The organism is gamma proteobacterium SS-5 (assembly GCA_009497875.2).
In the GTDB taxonomy this organism is placed as follows: Bacteria; Pseudomonadota; Gammaproteobacteria; order Chromatiales; family Chromatiaceae; genus Magnetovirga; species Magnetovirga frankeli.
In genome coordinates this window covers 2654130-2671341 of record CP032508.2, presented here as the reverse complement: position 1 = coordinate 2671341, position 17212 = coordinate 2654130, and the positions used below count along the sequence as shown (strand labels likewise).

The 17212-nt window shown below is 62.0% G+C and carries 13 protein-coding genes; 11 read left to right on the top strand and 2 right to left on the bottom strand.

Annotated elements, in window-relative coordinates:
* The first annotated feature begins 17 nt into the window (after positions 1-17).
* The 11 genes from D5125_00355 to D5125_00305 all read left to right on the top strand — a co-directional run bounded on the left by D5125_00355 (position 18) and on the right by D5125_00305 (position 14230).
* A complete protein-coding gene (locus tag D5125_00355; GenBank protein ID QFY88054.1) occupies positions 18-2351 on the top strand; it encodes an NADH-quinone oxidoreductase subunit G in 2334 nt (777 codons plus the stop codon).
* 22 nt (positions 2352-2373) lie between these two features.
* A complete protein-coding gene (gene nuoH, locus D5125_00350) occupies positions 2374-3420 on the top strand; it encodes an NADH-quinone oxidoreductase subunit NuoH (GenBank protein ID QFY91014.1) in 1047 nt (348 codons plus the stop codon).
* Between the two features lie 8 nt (positions 3421-3428).
* Entirely contained in the window at positions 3429-3920 is a 492-nt protein-coding gene (gene nuoI / locus D5125_00345) for an NADH-quinone oxidoreductase subunit NuoI (protein QFY88053.1), read from the top strand.
* Between the two features lie 235 nt (positions 3921-4155).
* Positions 4156-4755 (top strand): NADH-quinone oxidoreductase subunit J, encoded by a 600-nt coding sequence (locus D5125_00340; protein QFY88052.1) that lies wholly within the window; start codon positions 4156-4158, stop codon positions 4753-4755.
* 4 nt (positions 4756-4759) lie between these two features.
* Positions 4760-5065 (top strand): NADH-quinone oxidoreductase subunit NuoK, encoded by a 306-nt coding sequence (gene nuoK / locus D5125_00335; protein QFY88051.1) that lies wholly within the window; start codon positions 4760-4762, stop codon positions 5063-5065.
* A 224-nt stretch (positions 5066-5289) separates the two neighbouring features.
* A complete protein-coding gene (gene nuoL, locus D5125_00330; protein QFY88050.1) occupies positions 5290-7311 on the top strand; it encodes an NADH-quinone oxidoreductase subunit L in 2022 nt (673 codons plus the stop codon).
* A 13-nt stretch (positions 7312-7324) separates the two neighbouring features.
* A complete protein-coding gene (locus D5125_00325; protein QFY88049.1) occupies positions 7325-8839 on the top strand; it encodes an NADH-quinone oxidoreductase subunit M in 1515 nt (504 codons plus the stop codon).
* 252 nt (positions 8840-9091) lie between these two features.
* Positions 9092-10522 carry an NADH-quinone oxidoreductase subunit NuoN gene (nuoN, locus tag D5125_00320; protein QFY88048.1) on the top strand — a complete coding sequence of 477 codons (1431 nt, stop codon included), beginning with the start codon at positions 9092-9094 and terminating at the stop codon, positions 10520-10522.
* Between the two features lie 85 nt (positions 10523-10607).
* A complete protein-coding gene (locus D5125_00315; GenBank protein ID QFY88047.1) occupies positions 10608-12293 on the top strand; it encodes a thiamine pyrophosphate-binding protein in 1686 nt (561 codons plus the stop codon).
* A gap of 115 nt (positions 12294-12408) precedes the next feature.
* On the top strand, positions 12409-12876 hold the full coding sequence (locus D5125_00310) for a DUF697 domain-containing protein (protein QFY88046.1): 468 nt from the start codon (positions 12409-12411) through the stop codon (positions 12874-12876).
* A gap of 319 nt (positions 12877-13195) precedes the next feature.
* Positions 13196-14230 carry a prohibitin family protein gene (locus D5125_00305; protein ID QFY88045.1) on the top strand — a complete coding sequence of 345 codons (1035 nt, stop codon included), beginning with the start codon at positions 13196-13198 and terminating at the stop codon, positions 14228-14230.
* 248 nt (positions 14231-14478) lie between these two features.
* On the opposite strand, the gene recN is transcribed toward D5125_00305, so the two are convergent.
* Entirely contained in the window at positions 14479-16152 is a 1674-nt protein-coding gene (recN, locus tag D5125_00300) for a DNA repair protein RecN (GenBank protein QFY88044.1), read from the bottom strand.
* A complete protein-coding gene (locus tag D5125_00295) occupies positions 16146-17042 on the bottom strand; it encodes an NAD(+) kinase (GenBank protein QFY88043.1) in 897 nt (298 codons plus the stop codon). Before D5125_00295 ends, recN begins: the two co-directional genes overlap by 7 nt.
* Positions 17043-17212 lie beyond the last annotated feature (170 nt).

Sequence of the window (17212 nt, the reverse complement as noted above, 5' to 3'; positions counted from 1 at the left end):
AAAACCAGAGAACAAGCATGACCGACGAGACAGGGGTAAGCATTGAAGTCGATGGCCGCGAGCTGAAAGCGCGGCCGGGCGCCATGCTCATCGAGGTGACCGATGCCAACGGCATCAGCATCCCGCGCTTCTGCTACCACAAGAAACTTTCCATCGCAGCCAACTGCCGCATGTGTTTGGTGGAAGTGGAAAAGGCACCCAAGCCGCTGCCCGCCTGCGCCACCCCGGTGGCCGAGGGGATGAAGGTGCACACCAAATCGCCCCTGGCCCTGGCGGCGCAGAAGGGCACCATGGAATTTCTGCTGATCAACCACCCGCTGGACTGCCCCATCTGTGACCAGGGCGGCGAGTGCGAGCTGCAGGATCTGGCCATGGGTTATGGCTCCGATGTCTCCCGCTATGTCGAGGCCAAGCGCGTGGTCAAGGACCCGGACCTGGGGCCGCTGGTGGCCACCGATATGACCCGCTGCATCCACTGCACCCGCTGCGTGCGCTTCGGCGCAGAGATCGCCGGGGTGCGCGAGATGGGCGCCACCGGCCGTGGCGAGCACATGAAGATCGGCACCTACGTGCAGCACAGCGTCGATTCCGAGCTGTCCGGCAATATCATCGACGTCTGCCCGGTGGGTGCGCTCACCTCCAAGCCCTTCCGTTTTCGCGCCCGCGCCTGGGAGCTGCAGGAATTCCCCAGCATCGCCTGTCACGATGGCGTTGGCTCCAATCTGGCCATCCACGTCCGCCGCAATCAGGTGATGCGCGTGGTGCCGCGGGACAACGAAGCGGTCAACGAGTGCTGGATCTCCGACCGTGACCGCTTCAGCTACGAGGCGCTCAATGCCGACGAGCGTCTGCCCCAGCCCATGCTTAAGCAGAACGGCCAGTGGCGCCCCATCGACTGGCAGAGCGCGCTGAACAAGGCGGCTGAAATCCTCAAACAGGCCGGCGCTTCGCTGAATAGCCTGGTTTCGCCCAATGCCACGGTCGAAGAACTTTACCTGGCGCAGAAGCTGACCCGTGGCCTGGGCAGCAACCGCATCGACCATCGCCTGAGCCAGGCGGATTTCCGCAACGATGACAACTCGAGCCTGCGCTGGCTGGGCCTGCCCATTGCCGAGCTGGAACAGCAGCAGGCGCTGCTGGTGATCGGCGGCAATCCGCGCAAGGATCAGCCCCTGCTGGGCCATCGCCTGCGCAAGGCGGCCCTCAATGGCGCGGTTATCGGCTACATCAACCCTTGCCGCTTTGAGCTCAATTACGACGCCGAGCAGCTGGTGACCAGCCCGGCGGGCATGGTCAAGGCCCTGGCCGGGGTGGCCAAGGCCTTGGGTGTTGCCGGTGAGCTGGTCAAGGATGCCATTGAATCCCCAGCCACCAAGGCCTTGGCCGAGCAACTCAAATCTGCCGACCAGGCCGCCGTACTGCTGGGCAATCTGGCCAGCGGTCATCCCGATTTTGCTGTGCTTGAGAGCCTGGCCGCTGCCATCGCCGAGAAAGCAGGCGCCCGCCTGGGTCATCTGCCTGCTGCCGCCAACGCGGTTGGCGCTCAGCTGGCCGGCGCCCAGCCCAATCGCCTGCCCGGCGGCAAGCCCAATGCCGAACAGGGCGCCAACTGCGCCCAGATGCTGCAGGACAAGACCGGCGCCAGCCTGATTCTGGGCCTTGATCCGCTGCTGGATCTGGCCGATCCCAGCGCCGCCGCCGAGTTGTTTGGCGCAGGCCCAGTGATAGCCCTGAGCGCCTTTGTCAGCCCCAGCCTGCACCAGCTGGCGGATCTGCTGCTGCCCATCGGCTGGTTTGCTGAAAGCTCCGGCACCCTGGTCAATGCCCAGGGGGATTGGCAGAGCTACGCCGGCGCGGTCAGCCCCCAGGGCGAGGCGCGGCCGGCCTGGAAGGTGCTGCGGGTGCTGGGCAATCTGTGCAATCTCGACGGATTTGAGCTCAACAGCAGCGAGGAGGTGCTGGCGGAGCTGAAAGCGGCCTGTGCTGAAACCCAGTTGAGCAATAACCTCGTTCAGCCTTGCAGCAGCAGCCAGTTCAGCGACGGTCCCCTGACCCGCATTGGCTACTACCCCATCTACGCCAGTGACATGGCGGTACGTCTGGCACCCTCGCTGCAGCACTCGGCGGATGCCCGCCAGGGTCGCCTGCTGCGCCTGAATGCCAAGACAGCCGCCAACCTGGGCCTGAAACCGGGCGCCACTGCCGTGATCAATCAGTCCGGCCGGCATCTGGAGATGGTTCTGGCCCTGGACGAGGGCGTGCCGGATCAGTGCGCCCTGATCCCCGCGGGGGTGCCCGGCAGCGAGGCCCTGGGTCCATTGTTCGGTCCTGTGACCCTAGAAAAGCTGTGAGCGGAGAAGACCGGTGCTGACGATCTGGAACTACATCACCACGGAACTGCCCCTGCTGGGCATTCTGCTCAAGATCACGGTGATCATGCTGCCGCTGATGATCCTGGTGGCCTACTACACCTGGGCCGAGCGCAAGGTGATCGGCTACATGCAGGTGCGCATCGGCCCCAACCGGGTCGGCTTCTTCGGCAAGAACCTGTTCGGGCTGGGGCAGCCCATCGCCGATGCGGTGAAGCTGATGTTCAAGGAGATCATCATCCCCACCAAGGCCAGCCCGCTGCTGTTTCTGATTGCGCCAATGCTGACCCTGGGCCCGGCACTGGCGGCCTGGGCGGTGTTTCCCTTTGACGAGGGCCTGGTGCTGGCGGATGTCAACGCCGGTCTGCTCTATCTGCTGGCAATGACCTCCATCGGTGTCTATGGGGTGATCATCGCCGGCTGGGCCTCCAACTCCAAATATGCCCTGCTCGGTGCCATGCGCTCGGCGGCGCAGGTGGTCAGCTATGAAATCGCCATGGGCTTTGCCCTGGTGGGCGTGCTGGTGGCCGCCGGCAGCCTGAATCTGGGGCAGATCGTGCAAGCGCAGAGCGGCTCGGCGTTGCACTGGTTCTGGCTGCCGCTGCTGCCGCTGTTTGTCATCTACTTCATCTCCGGCGTGGCCGAGACCAACCGCGCCCCCTTCGACGTGGCCGAGGGTGAGTCGGAGATCGTCGCCGGTTTCCATGTGGATTACTCCGGCATGGCCTTCGCTGCCTTCTTCCTGGGCGAATACGCCAATATGATCCTGGTCTCCGCCCTGACCGCGCTGATGTTCATGGGCGGCTGGTTGTCACCCTTCCAGGGCACTTTCCTGGAACCGGTCTTCGCCTGGGTGCCGGGCTTCTTCTGGCTGGTGCTCAAGACCTTTGTCTTCATGTTCCTGTTCCTCTGGTTGCGTGCCACCTTCCCGCGCTACCGCTACGACCAGATCATGCGCCTGGGCTGGAAAGTGTTCATTCCGATCACCATCGTCTGGATTCTTCTGGTGGCGCTGGCGGTGGTCTATCAGCTGCCCTGGTGGTTTGACTGAGGCCTGCCATGTTGAAAGCACTCACCCACAGCATCAAAAGCCTGTTCCTGCTGGAACTGTTCAAGGGACTGGGCGTAACCGGGCGCTATTTCTTCCGCCCCAAGTTTACCGTGCAGTATCCGGAGGAGAAGGCGCCGGTATCGCCGCGCTTCCGTGGCCTGCATGCCCTGCGCCGCTATCCCAACGGCGAGGAGCGCTGCATCGCCTGCAAGCTGTGCGAGGCGGTCTGCCCGGCGCTGGCGATCACCATCGAAGCAGAACCGCGCGAGGACGGCTCGCGCCGCACCAGTAAGTACGAGATCGACCTGTTCAAGTGCATCTATTGCGGTTTCTGCGAGGAATCCTGCCCGGTGGACTCCATCGTCCTGAGCCGCATCTACGAGTACAGCATGGAACAGAACAGCGAGCGGGTCATCGACAAGCAGCGCCTGCTGGCCATAGGCGAGCAATACGAAGCCCAACTGGCCGCCGACCGCGCCGAGCAGGCCAAGTACCGTTAAGCTGAAACCAATGACTGAAAAAATCGGACGCAGAGATCGCAGAGAAGCGCAGAGATCGCTGAGTTTTGATGTGGGGCTTTCCAGGGGTGCTCCTGCTCAATTTGAGGGCTGGCTTGATCTGGTCAGGGATGGTTGCTTTAAGGTTTTTCTTTCTCGGCGTTCTTTGCGCTCCTTTGCGTCCTCTGCGTCCCTTTTTGGCTGCGGAACTGTTGATTTAGGCTAAGGCAAGACATTCATGTCCTACGAAAAGATGATTTTCTATGTGGTTGCGGCCCTGCTGGTGTTTTCTGCCAGCATGGTGATCCTGCGCCGCAATCCGGTGCATTCGGCGCTGTTTCTGGTGTTTGCCTTCTTCCAGTCCGCCATTCTCTGGATGCTGCTGGAGGCGGAGTTCCTCGCCATTACCCTGGTGCTGGTCTATGTGGGCGCGGTGATGGTGCTGTTTTTGTTCGTCATCATGATGCTGGACATCGACGTGGCCGCCATGCGTGCCGGGTTTATTCGTTATGTCTGGCTCGGCGGTGTCATTGCCGCAGTGATGCTGGTGGAAATGGTGCTGGTGGTGGGCCCGGCCCGTTTTGGCTTGGAGCACTACCCCAAGCCACAGCCGAGCGGGGCGGACTACGCCAATACCGAGGCCATAGGTCAGCAGCTATACACCAGCTACATGTACCCCTTCGAGATCGCAGCGGTGATCCTGCTGGTGGGCATAGTCGCCGCCATCGGCCTGACCCTGCGTCGGCGGCCGGAGAAGAAGACCCAGAACATCAGCAGACAGCTGCAGGTGAAGCGCGAAGAGCGTGTGCGCCTGGTCAGCATGGATGCGGAGGATTGATGCCGTGCTAGCCCTGTCCGACTACCTGATCCTCAGCGCCATCCTGTTTTCCCTGAGCATTGCCGGTATCTTTCTCAATCGCAAGAACCTGCTGATTCTGCTGATGTGCGTCGAGCTGATGCTGCTGGCGGTGAACATGAACTTCATCGCCTTCTCCCATTTTCTCGGCGATCTGTCCGGGCAGATCTTTGTCTTCTTCATCCTCACCGTGGCAGCGGCGGAGGCGGCCATAGGTCTGGCCATTCTGGTGGTGCTGTTCCGCAACAAGCGCAGCATCAATGTCGATGACATTGGCGCTCTCAAGGGTTAGGCCTAAGTAGATGAATAGATTGATGAAAAATTCAGGACGCAGAGTGCGCGGAGAAGCGCAGAGCACGCGGAGTTTGTTTAACCCGGATTCTGTTGGCTGCTGTACTTGGCAGGCCCGAGCAGGCGTTCGGAGTTCCCAGATGCCGTTCTCCAAAATACTCTGCGATCTCCGCGCTCCTTTGCGGTCTCTGCGTCCTTCGTCTAATCAAGGCTAGGGGAGGGCAGATGGAAGCGATTTACCTGACAATTGTGCTGGCGCCCCTGATCGGTGCCATCCTGGCTGGCCTGTTCGGCAAACAGATCGGCCGGGCCGGTGCCCATTGGGTGACCATTCTCGGCGTTGGCCTGTCCTGCCTGCTGTCGCTCTATACCCTCAAGCTGTTCATCTTCAACGACCAGCCGGTATTCAATCAGGCGGTTTATACCTGGATGATCAGCGATGGCCTGCGCTTTGAGGTGGGCTTTCTGGTGGACCGGCTGACGGTAATGATGATGTCGGTGGTGACCTTCGTCTCGCTGATGGTGCACATCTACACCATCGGCTACATGCAGCATGAGGAGGGCTATCAGCGCTTCTTCAGCTACATCGCCCTGTTCACCTTCTCCATGCTGATGCTGGTGATGTCCAACAACTTCATGCAGCTGTTCTTCGGCTGGGAGGCGGTGGGCCTGGTGTCTTACCTGCTGATCGGCTTCTATTACAAGCGCGAGACCGCCATCTTCGCCAATATGAAGGCATTTCTGGTCAATCGCGTCGGTGACTTCGGTTTCATCCTCGGCATTGCCGCCGTGGCCATGTATTTCAACAGCCTGGACTATGCCGAGGTGTTCGCCCAAGCTGGCGCCCATGCCGATACCCAGGTGCAGATCTGGGGCGATGCCAGCTGGTCGCTGATGACCCTGATCTGCATCCTGCTGTTCATCGGCGCCATGGGCAAGTCGGCCCAGGTGCCGCTGCACGTCTGGCTGCCAGATTCCATGGAAGGCCCGACGCCGATCTCGGCCCTGATCCATGCCGCCACCATGGTCACCGCGGGTATCTTCATGGTAGCGCGCATGTCGCCGCTGTATGAGATGTCGGAGACGGCGCTGAGCTTTGTGCTCATCATCGGCGCCACCACCGCCTTCTTCACTGGTCTGATCGGCATAGTGCAGAACGACATCAAGCGGGTGGTGGCCTATTCGACCCTGTCCCAGCTGGGTTACATGGTGGTCGCACTGGGGGTTTCCGCCTATGCCGCCGGCCTGTTCCATCTGATGACCCATGCCTTTTTCAAGGCGCTGCTGTTCCTCGCCGCCGGGTCGGTGATCATCGGCATGCACCACGATCAGGACATCCGCAACATGGGCGGCCTGAAGAAACACATGCCGATCACCTATTGGACCGCGCTGCTGGGCTCGCTGGCGCTGATCGGCTTTCCCGGTTTCTCCGGCTTCTTCTCCAAGGATGCCATCATCGCCGCCGTGGGCCATGCGCAGATCCCAGGCAGCGGCTACGCCCTGGTACTGGTGACCTTGGGTGTATTCATCACTGCCCTCTACAGCTTCCGCATGTTCTTCCTGGTGTTCCACGGTCAGGGCCCGCGCCATTTCGAGCCTCACCATGAGGCCCATGATGACCACGGCGATGCCGAGGCCCAGGAGCACCACCAGGTACATGACGAGCCCAAGCCGCACGAATCCCCCTGGGTGGTGACGCTGCCGCTGATCCTGCTGGCCATCCCCTCGGTGCTGATCGGTTGGTTGACGGTACAGCCCATGCTGTTCGGTGACTGGTTCGCCGGGATCATCACCGTGCTGCCGCAGCACGATACCCTGGCCAAGGTGGGCGAGGGTTATCACGGCCAGTTCGGCTTTGTCCTGCATGGTCTGGTCACCGCGCCCTTCTGGCTGGCGATGGCTGGCCTGGGTCTGGCCTGGTATCTCTATACGCGCAATCCGGCTATTGCTGCTGCCATCAAGGCACGCCTGGGCTGGCTACATGACCTGCTCGATCGCAAATACTGGGTGGACGAGGCCTATCAGCTGCTGTTCGCCAAGGGCAGCCGCGGTCTTGGCGGCCTGTTCTCCTCGGCCGGTGATCGCTGGTTTATCGACGGCCTGCTGGTCAACGGCTCGGCCCGGCTGGTGAACTCCTTTGCCCAGGTGGCGCGGCAGGTTCAGACCGGTTATCTGTATCACTATGCAATTGCGATGATCCTCGGCCTGCTGTTGCTGCTGGGCGTCTTCGTGTTCTCTGGAGCTTAAGGGTGGATTTGGCATGAGCGCAGACTGGCCCCTTCTCAGCCTGATCATCTGGCTGCCCATCGTCGGCGGCTTCCTGGTCCTGGCCAGTGGCGACAAGGCCCCTGGGGTAACCCGCTGGCTATCGCTGTGGATTGCCGTGCTGACCTTCCTGTTCAGCATCCCGCTGTGGACCGGCTTTGATGCCGGCACGGCGCAGATGCAGTTCGTCGAGCGCATGCCCTGGGTGGAGATGTTCCACATCCAGTATTACCTGGGGGTGGATGGTATTTCCATGCCGCTGATCCTGCTCACTACCTTCATCACTATCCTAGTGATCATCGCCGGTTGGGAGGTGATCCAGTACAAGCCGCACCAGTACATGGCCGCCTTCCTGATCATGGAGGGGGTGATGGTCGGCGTGTTCAGCGCCCTCGACGCCATGCTGTTTTATGTGTTCTGGGAGGCCATGCTGATCCCGATGTTCGTCATCATCGGCATCTGGGGCGGGCCGAACCGGGTCTATGCCACGATCAAGTTCTTCCTCTACACCTTCCTCGGCTCGGTGTTCATGCTGGTGGCGCTGATCTACATGTACAACCTGGCCGATAGCATGGAGATCCTCGCCTTCCACGATCTCAAGCTGGGGCTGACGGAGCAGGTGCTGATCTTCATCGCCTTCCTCCTCGCCTTTGCCGTCAAGGTGCCCATGTTCCCGGTGCATACCTGGCTGCCGGATGCCCACGTCGAGGCACCCACCGGCGGCTCGGTGATCCTGGCGGCGATCATGCTGAAGATCGGCGGCTACGGCTTTCTGCGCTTCTCCCTGCCGATTACGCCGGATGCCAGTTCTGAACTGGACTGGCTGATGATCAGCCTGTCGCTCATCGCCGTGGTCTATATCGGCTTTGTCGCCCTGGTGCAGCAGGACATGAAGAAGCTGGTGGCCTATTCCTCCATCGCTCACATGGGCTTTGTCACCCTGGGCTTTTTCATCATTTTCATGATCCTGGCCAACGCCGATGCTACTGGCGGTGCCGTGCTCGGTCTGGAAGGCGGCATGGTGCAGATGGTCTCTCACGGCTTCATCTCCGCGGCCATGTTCCTCTGCATCGGCGTGCTTTACGACCGCCTGCACAGCCGGCAGATCAACGATTACGGCGGCGTGGTCAACTCCATGCCGATCTTCGCCGCCTTCATGGTGTTCTTCTCCATGGCCAACGCCGGCCTGCCGGGCACCTCGGGCTTTGTCGGCGAGTTCATGGTGATCCTCGCCGCCTTCCGCGCCGATTTCTGGTTCGCCTTCCTCGCTGCCACCACTCTGATCGTCGGCGCTGCCTATACCCTGTGGATGGTCAAGCGGGTGATCTTCGGCGAGATCGCCAACGACAAGGTGGCCAAGCTGCAAGACCTCAACGGCCGCGAGGCCTTGGTACTCGGCACCCTGGCAATAGCAGTGCTGCTGCTCGGCCTCTGGCCCGCTCCCCTGGTGGAAGTCATGGACGCCAGCATCCGCCAGCTGCTGGAGCACGTGGCGGTGTCTAAGCTGTGAGTTTTGATGCAGGACGCAGAGGACGCAAACGACTGCATGGACGCAGGAGGTAGGGCGACGCAGGATGCCAAAGCCGAGAAGCGCGGAGATCGCAGAGTTGAAAAGAGCGGAATTGCTGGTTATTCCAGCACTTTCTCTGGAAAGGTGATGGCAAAAAACTCTGCGTGCTCTGCGCTTCTCCGCGTCCTCTGCGTCCTGAATTCGCGGTCATTTGTGGACTAGGTATTTCTTAATCCAATGGATCAATAGTCAATGAACTTTGATATGAACAACCTGCTGGTGAGTCTGCCGGAGATTTATCTCCTCGGCCTGGCCTCGCTGGTGCTGCTGATCGATGTCTTTCTGCGCCAAGATCAGCGCATGCTGACCTATGCCCTGACCCAGGTGGGGCTGGTGGGTGGCATCTTCCTCATCGCCCTGCTGCCTGGTGAGGGTCGGCAGATTGTGTTCGACGGCCACTATGTGCGCGACGCCATGGCCGATACCCTCAAGATCAGCATGCTGGTGCTGACCTTCGGTGCCTTTCTCTATGCCAAGCACGACCTGCAAAGCCGCAAGCTGTTCAAGGGCGAGTTCTACGTCCTCGGCCTGCTCGCCCTGCTGGGGATGATGGTGATGGTCTCCGCCTTCAGCTTCCTCACCATCTACCTGGGGCTGGAGCTGCTCGCCCTGAGCCTCTACGCCATGGTCGCCTTTGACCGCGACTCGCCCATGGGCTCTGAGGCGGCGATGAAATACTTCCTCCTCGGCGCGGTGGCCTCTGGCATGCTGCTCTATGGCATTTCCATGATCTACGGTGCCACCGGATCCATCCTGTTCAGTGGTGTCGCTGCCGGGCTCTTGGGTGCCGACAAGCTGGTGCTGGTGTTTGGCCTGGTGTTCCTGGTCATAGGCCTGGCCTTCAAGCTGGGGGCTGTGCCTTTCCACATGTGGGTGCCGGATGTCTATGAGGGCTCGCCCACCTCCGCCACCCTGTTCATCGGCAGCATTCCCAAGATCGCCGCCTTCGCCCTGGCCATGCGCCTGCTGGTGGACGGCCTTGGTGCCCTGCATCTGGATTGGCAGGGGATGCTGGCGATCCTCGCCGTGCTGTCCATGGCGGTGGGCAATGTCATCGCCATCGCCCAGAGCAACATCAAGCGCATGCTGGCCTACTCGACCATCTCCCATGTGGGCTTTCTCATGCTCGGTATTCTCGCCGGCACGCCGGACGGCTTCAGCGGCGCCATGTTCTATGCCATCACCTACGCGCTGATGGCCCTGGGCGGCTTCGGCGTGCTGGTGCTGCTGGGGCGCGAGGGCTTCAGCGCCGAGCGTCTGACCGACCTCAAGGGCCTGAACAAGCGCAGCCCCTGGTTCGCCGGCATGATGCTGCTGCTGATGTTCTCCATGGCCGGGGTGCCGCCCACCGTCGGCTTCTTCTCCAAGCTGTTCGTGCTCCAGGCGGTGATCGACATCGGTCTGGTCTGGCTGGCCCTGGTGGCAGTGTTCTTCTCTATCATCGGCGCCTTCTACTACCTGCGGGTGGTCAAGCTGATGTACTTCGACGAGCCGGACACCGACGCCCCGCTGACCGCCGGCTGGGATACCCAGGCCGCCCTCAGCCTCAACGGCCTGGCGGTGCTGGCCCTGGGCATCTTCCCGGCCAGCCTACTTAGCTTCTGCCAACTTGCCTTTGCCTAATAGCCGCCAGCGGTCAGCTGTCAGCTGCCAGCCAGTCATCTGATGGCTAAAGGCTGGCAGCTGGAGGCTGGAGGCTCCCGATGTTATGAACAAGCAAATAAGCGTCAGCCAAGCCCTTGTTGCCTTTCTCCAGCGTCTTGAGGTCGGCTGCATCTTCGGCATGCCCGGCGCCCATATCTTGCCGGTGTACGATGCCCTCAACGACTCCGGCATCCAGGTGGTGCTGGCCAAGCATGAGCAGGGTGCCGCCTTCATGGCCGGTGGCTATGCCCGAGCGGCTGGATCCCAATCGGGCCGCATCGGTGCCTGCATCGCCACCGCCGGGCCCGGTGCCACCAATCTGATCACCGGCATCGCTAACGCCTATGCCGAGCGCCTGCCGCTGTTGGTGATCACCGGCGAGACCCCCACCCACATCTTCGGCAAGGGTGGCCTGCAGGAAAGCTCGGGGGAGGGCGGCAGTATCGATCAGGTGGCCCTGTTCAAGGGCATCACCCGCTACGCCAAGACGGTGGAGCGTACCGAGTATCTGGCGCAGGTGTTCAATCAGGCGGCGCAGGTGCTGCGCTCTGCCCAGCCCGCGCCGGTGCTGCTCAGCCTGCCCTTCGACGTACAGAAGGAAGCGGTGGATGCGGACATCCTGGATCAGATCAGCACCAGACCACGGCGTCCGCGGTTGCATTTCCACCCCAGCCAGCTGCGCGAACTCCATGCTCTGCTGGGCAAGGCCGAGCGGCCGGTAATCCTCGCCGGCCACGGCTGTCTCGCGGCCGGGGCCGAGCAGCAGCTGCGCCAGCTCAGCCAGAGTCAGGGCATTCCGGTGGCCACCAGCCTCAAGGGCAAGGGCGTGGTGGCGGAGAATTCGCCCCTGGCCCTGGGCACCCTGGGGGTTACCTCCGGTGGCCTGGCCTATGAGTACATCAGCCGCAGCGCCGATCTGCTGCTGATCATTGGTGCCGGTTTTAACGAGCGCACCAGCTATGTCTGGGATCAAAAGCTCTTGGCGGGCAAGCGCATCATCCAGATCGACCAGAATCCCATGCAGCTGGAGAAGGTGTTCAGCGCCGACCTGGCGATCAACGCCGACATCGGCGAGCTCCTGCAGGCCCTGCTGGCTGATCTGGGCCGCCGTGCCCAGCCGGAGCCGCGTATCCGCCGTGCCAAGCAGGAGCTGGCCCAGCTGCGCCAGCATGTCGATGCGGGCTACAGCCTGTTCCAGTCCGGCTTCTCCCTGGTGGAGCAGCTGTTCAGCCGGCTGGCAGAGCGCTTTCCCGCCAACACCCGGCTGTTTGACGACAACATCATCTTTGCCCAGAACTTCTTCCCGGTATCGGCGGACAACCGCTACTACCCCAATTCCGGCATCTCCTCCCTGGGGCATGCGATCCCGGCCGCCATTGGCGCCCAGTTTGAGCGAAAGCAGCCGACCTTCGCCGTGATCGGTGACGGCGGCTTTCAGATGTGCTGCATGGAGTTGATGACGGCGGTGAATTACCGCATCCCGCTGAATGTCATCCTGTTCAACAACGCCACCATGGGCCTGATCCGCAAGAACCAGCGCCAGCACTACGGCGGCCGTTTCCTCAGCTGCGACTTCAGCAATCCGGATTTCGAGCTGCTTGCCCGTTCCTTCGGCATCCAGCACCGCCGCGTGGCCGAAGCGGCCGATCTTGATGGCCTGTTTGGCGAGCTGGACCTGGAACAGGGCATCAACCTGATCGAGGTGATGATCGACAAGAATGCCTATCCCAATTACTCGTCCAAGCGTTGAGCCTGACCCGGCAAAAAATACAGGGGTGCGGATTTAAACTGCCTTGGACAAGTTGCACGCCCTGTACTAACATGCGTGTTGCCTGTCTGCCAGCCCCAACCCCGAGGAATCTCCCATGACGACTGCAACAACCGAAAAACCCGAAGTTGACCTTCATGCCAAATCGGCCCGCGTGATTGCTTCGGCGGTCAAATGGTCTGCTGCGGCCGCAGTGGTACCTGTCCCCTATGTTGATCTGCTTGCCCTGGGCTCGGTCCAGGTCAAGATGGTGCGTGACCTGGCCCGCGTCTATGGCCTGGATGTCGGCGACGAAACCCTGCAAGGGGTGATCTCCGCCCTGCTGGGTACCCTGGTACCGGCCAGCATCAGCACCGGCCTGCTGGGCAGTTCGCTCAAGGTCATCCCCGGTGGGGGTTCGCTGATCGGCAGCCTGGGCATGGCCGCCTTTGGCTCGGCCTCTACCTTTGCCATCGGCAAGATCTTTGTGATGCACTTTGCCGGGGGCGGCACCCTCAGCAACTTCAGCGCCGAGGCCGTAGAGGATGATCTGAAGAAGGAATTTGCCGCTGCCAAGGCAAAATAACCATCGATGTCCATCCACCCCGCGATAATCCTGCTCTATGTCTTGCTGTGTGTCATCGTTGGCTTTTATGGCCGCAGACGGGCCTTGGGATTCGCGGGGAACTTTGTCCTCTCCCTGCTCTTGTCTCCGCTGATTATGGGGCTTGCATTAATGATGGGCAGCCCACAGCAGAAATAACGTAGATTGACGCGATGACGACAGTCAGCGATGCCGCAGCCGACCCGGTCCAGGGCCTGGACGAGTACCCCATGAAACCCATCCCCAGCGCGAACCAGAAACAAAGGCTGGAGCACCTTCGGCCTGTCGTGGGTGATCTGGCATGAAGGCCGTTTTGCTTCGTCTGTTCCGGAAGATCAGCCTCGGCCTGAGCTTTCTGGTTTTTATCGGGCTCTTTCTGCTGATCGTGCTTTGGGACTCCATGGTCTTTACCACCCCGGTTGGCCACACCAGTATTGTCTGGCATCGGCTGTTCTGGTCCGGTGATCGAATCTCTCAGGGGCCCTTGTCCGAGGGGTTGCATATCATATTTCCCTGGGATGTCTTTTACACCTATGACCTGCGCCTGCAATACCACAAGCAGACCTATCAGGTGGTATCCAAGGATGGTCTGCATTTTAATGTGGACATGACCTTTCGTTGGCGTGCCGTACCGGAAAATATCCTGATCCTGAATCAGACCATTGGCCCGGATTATCTGGAAAAATTGCTGGTGCCCGAGGTGGGTTCCGTGACCCGCGAAGTGGTCGCCCACTACACGGCCGAGGCCCTCTATACCAATGAAAGGGCCAAGGTGCAGCAGGCGATCTATGATGAGGTGACCGACGACTCCCTGGCCAACGGCATTTGCCATCGTGATTGCCTGGAGCACCAGGACGTGGTCGTTTTGACGGACATACTGATCAAACGGGTCGAACTACCGGAACATATCGTCAATGCCATCGAGCGCAAGCTGGAGCAGTCTCAGGTGGCCCAGGAATATCGCTTCCGGGTCGAGCGCGAAAAACTGGAGAGCGAACGCAAGCGCATCGAGGCCGAGGGCATACGCGCCTTCCAGGAGACCGTCACCCCGGCCATCTCGGAGAGCTATCTACGCTGGCGCGGGATCGAGGCGACGCTGAAATTATCCCAGTCGCCCAACAGCAAGGTGGTGGTCATCGGCAACAGCGCCACCGGCCTGCCTTTGATCCTGGATACCTCAGACCGCTTGCCGGTTAATCTGCCCACGACCAACTCGGACCAGGCCGAAGACGGCAATTCCTCCCTGGATGAGCACTTGCGCAACGACCAGACCAGCCTGGAAGAGGTCGATCACCTACAGCCAATGCCCAAACAGTCCCTTCCCCTTGCCGATTGAGCTAAATTGCAACCAGTCGCCCACATTCATCTCTAAGGAGAGAGAGTCAAATCCCCCCGTTACAAAGGGGACTGCCCAAATTCCCCCCTTTTACAAAGGGGGGCAGGGGGATTTCTTCAGCATCCGCGTAACTATCAACGCCGGAATCCCCCTTTTGCAAAGGGGGAGGCTGGACAGAGGACAGAGGACAGAGGACAGGACTCAAATCTCCCCCCCCCCTTTACTAAAGGGGGGCAGGGGGGATTTCTTCAGTATGAACGGGCCCGCTGGATCATCTCCCGGGCGTGGCTGAGGCTTTGTTCGGTGATCTCCAGGCCGCCGAGCATACGGGCGATTTCATCCACCCGTTGCGACTCATCCAATACTTGAATCTGCGTCTGGGTGGCCTGGGCATCGCTGTGTTTGCGTACCTGCAGATGATGATGGGCCTGGGCCGCGACCTGAGGCAGGTGGGTGACGCACAGGACCTGGCGCTGGCCGCCCAGGCGGCGCAGCAGGCGGCCGACGATCTCCGCCACGCCGCCGCCTATGCCCACGTCCACCTCGTCGAAGATCAGGGTCGGGGTGCGGCTGCAATCTGCCGTGGCCACCTGCAGGGACAGGCTGATGCGGGATAGCTCGCCGCCGGAGGCGCTCTTGGCCAGGGGCTGCAGGGGTTGGCCGTGGTTGGCGCTGACCAGAAAGACGACCCGATCCAGGCCGCTGGCGGAGGCCTTCTCCAGCGGCAGGGGCTCCAGGCTGACCTGAAAGCGGCCGCCGACCATGCCCAGCTGCTGCATGCTTTGGCTGACCTCTTGCGCCAGGCGCTCGCCAGCCCGTTGACGGGCCTGGCGCAGGGCCTCGGCCTGGGCGCTGTAGTCCTGCTGCAGGCGCTGGGTCTGAGCGAGCAGGCCATCCAGCGCCTCGTCGGCGTGCTCCAGCTGCGCAAGCTCTGCCCGCAGGCGTGCCTGATGGGTCGGGATCTCGCTTGGCTGCAGGCGGTGCTTGCGGGCGATGTCGTGGATGCTGGTCAGGCGCTGCTCCAGCTCGGCCAGGCGCTCCGGGTCCAGCTCCAGCTGGTCGAGATAGTGGCGCAGGCCGCTGATGGCCTCGTCCAGCTGGATCAGGGCGCTATCCACCGCTTGGTTGGGGTCCTGCAGGCGCGGGTCCAGCTGGCTGAGCTCCTGCAGTTCGCGCAGGGCCTGGCCCAGCCCGCCGCGCAGGTCGGCCTCGCCCTCGGCTAGCAGGTCCAAAAGCGCGCTGCAGCCCTGCAGCAGGCGACCGGCGTGGCTGAGCCGCTCGTGCTCCGCATCCAGCTGTTCCAGTTCGTTTTCCCCCAGGGCCAGCTGGTCCAGCTCCTGTACCTGAAAGCGCAGCAGGTCGAGGCGGTCGTTGCGTTCGCTGGAGGCCTGGCGCAGCTGCTCGAAGCGCTCGCGGGTCTGCTGCCAGTCGCGGTAGGTCTGTTGAATCTGGCGCCGCTGTTCGCCCAGGCCGGCGTAGTCATCCAGCAGGTTGCGCTGCTGGCTGGCCTGCATCAGCGCCTGGTGGGCGTGCTGGCCGTGGATCGCCAGCAGCAGGCCGCCCAGGCCCTGCAGCTGGGGGCCGGGGCTGGCGGTGCCGTTGATGTAGGCGCGGGAGCGTTTGTCCCGGGTGAGCACGCGGCGGATGATGCACTGGTCATCCGCGTCCAGGTCGTTGTCGGCCAGCCATTGGGCGGCCTCCGGGCAGTCGGCCAGATCGAAGCTGACGCTGATCTCGGCCCGCTCCGCGCCGTGGCGGATCAGGCTGTTGTCGGCCCTATCCCCCAGGGCCAGGCCCAGGGCGTCGATGAGGATGGACTTGCCCGCGCCGGTCTCGCCGGTCAGCGCGGTCATGCCGGGGTCGAATTCCAGCTCCAGCCGTTCAACGATGATCAGGTTGCTGATGCTTATGCCGGTCAGCATGGGCGCTCCGGGTTTTTGTGTTCGCCCCAGCCCAGTTTGGCGCGCAGGATGTCGAAATGATCGTGGCCGGCGGGGTGGATCAGGCGGATGCGGTTGGGGTGGCGGCCGATGCGGATGCGGTCATGGGCCTGGATCACCAGTTGGTCCTGACCGTCGCAGCTGACGCGCACGTTGGCCGGGTCGGTGCTCTGGCTGATGACCAGCTCGATCAGGCTGTCGCCGCCCACCACTATGGGCCGGTTGCTCAGGGTGTGGGGGCAGATGGGCACCAGCAGCAGGGCATCCAGATCCGGCTCCAGCAGGGGTCCGCCGCCGGACAGGGCATAGGCGGTGGAGCCGGTGGGGGTGGCGATGATCAGGCCATCGGAGCGCTGCCGATCGACAAAACGGCCGTTGACATAGGTCTCGAACTCGATCATGCGGGCGCTGTTCCACTTGTGGATCACCGCATCATTCAGTGCCAGGCCGCTGTGCTGGACCTCCCCTTGCCGAAGGATCTCGGTATTGAGCATGAAACGCTGCTCTTCCTCGTAGTCGCCGGCGAGGATGCGGTCCAGGCTGTGGTTGATCTGTTGCGGTGAGATGTCGGCCAGAAAGCCGAGCCGACCCAGATTGATGCCCAGCAGCGGGGTTTGCAGCTCGGCCAGCAGACGCGCCGCGCCGAGCAGGGTGCCGTCGCCACCGATGGTGATGATCAGGTCGGCCTGCTGTACCAGCTCCTCCGCCGCCAGGCAGTCCAGCCGGGGCTGGCCCATCAGCTCGGCGGCGCTCTGGTCGAGCACCACCTCATGGCCGCTGGTGAGCAGGTAGCCAATCAGGGTCTGCAGGGTTTCCCGCACCGAGGGCGAGGGCTTGGCCAGCAGGCCCACGCGGTTGAATTGTTCTGCCATATCAGCCTGGTTTGGTGAAAAAACTCGGTGAACACTACCATGTCGGCCGGAACAGGCCAACGGGGGATAAGTGGCGGGCGATAAGCGGCTTGACAGCGGGCCGCCTATGGCGCAGATTCCTTGCTTGCCCCTGCCTCAATCCCTCTCTACCAAGGGCGCGAGGGGCTTAA

Bases quoted from the DNA above. Each gene is read 5' to 3' on its own strand.
- D5125_00355 (QFY88054.1), top strand. From the start codon at position 18: ATGACCGACGAGACAGGGGTAAGCATTGAAGTCGATGGCCGCGAGCTG.
- nuoI (QFY88053.1), top strand. From the start codon at position 3,429: ATGTTGAAAGCACTCACCCACAGCATCAAAAGCCTGTTCCTGCTGGAA.
- D5125_00340 (QFY88052.1), top strand. From the start codon at position 4,156: ATGTCCTACGAAAAGATGATTTTCTATGTGGTTGCGGCCCTGCTGGTG.
- nuoL (QFY88050.1), top strand. From the start codon at position 5,290: ATGGAAGCGATTTACCTGACAATTGTGCTGGCGCCCCTGATCGGTGCC.
- D5125_00325 (QFY88049.1), top strand. From the start codon at position 7,325: ATGAGCGCAGACTGGCCCCTTCTCAGCCTGATCATCTGGCTGCCCATC.
- nuoN (QFY88048.1), top strand. From the start codon at position 9,092: ATGAACTTTGATATGAACAACCTGCTGGTGAGTCTGCCGGAGATTTAT.
- D5125_00315 (QFY88047.1), top strand. From the start codon at position 10,608: ATGAACAAGCAAATAAGCGTCAGCCAAGCCCTTGTTGCCTTTCTCCAG.
- D5125_00310 (QFY88046.1), top strand. From the start codon at position 12,409: ATGACGACTGCAACAACCGAAAAACCCGAAGTTGACCTTCATGCCAAA.
- D5125_00305 (QFY88045.1), top strand. From the start codon at position 13,196: ATGAAGGCCGTTTTGCTTCGTCTGTTCCGGAAGATCAGCCTCGGCCTG.
- recN (QFY88044.1), bottom strand. From the start codon at position 16,152: ATGCTGACCGGCATAAGCATCAGCAACCTGATCATCGTTGAACGGCTG.
- D5125_00295 (QFY88043.1), bottom strand. From the start codon at position 17,042: ATGGCAGAACAATTCAACCGCGTGGGCCTGCTGGCCAAGCCCTCGCCC.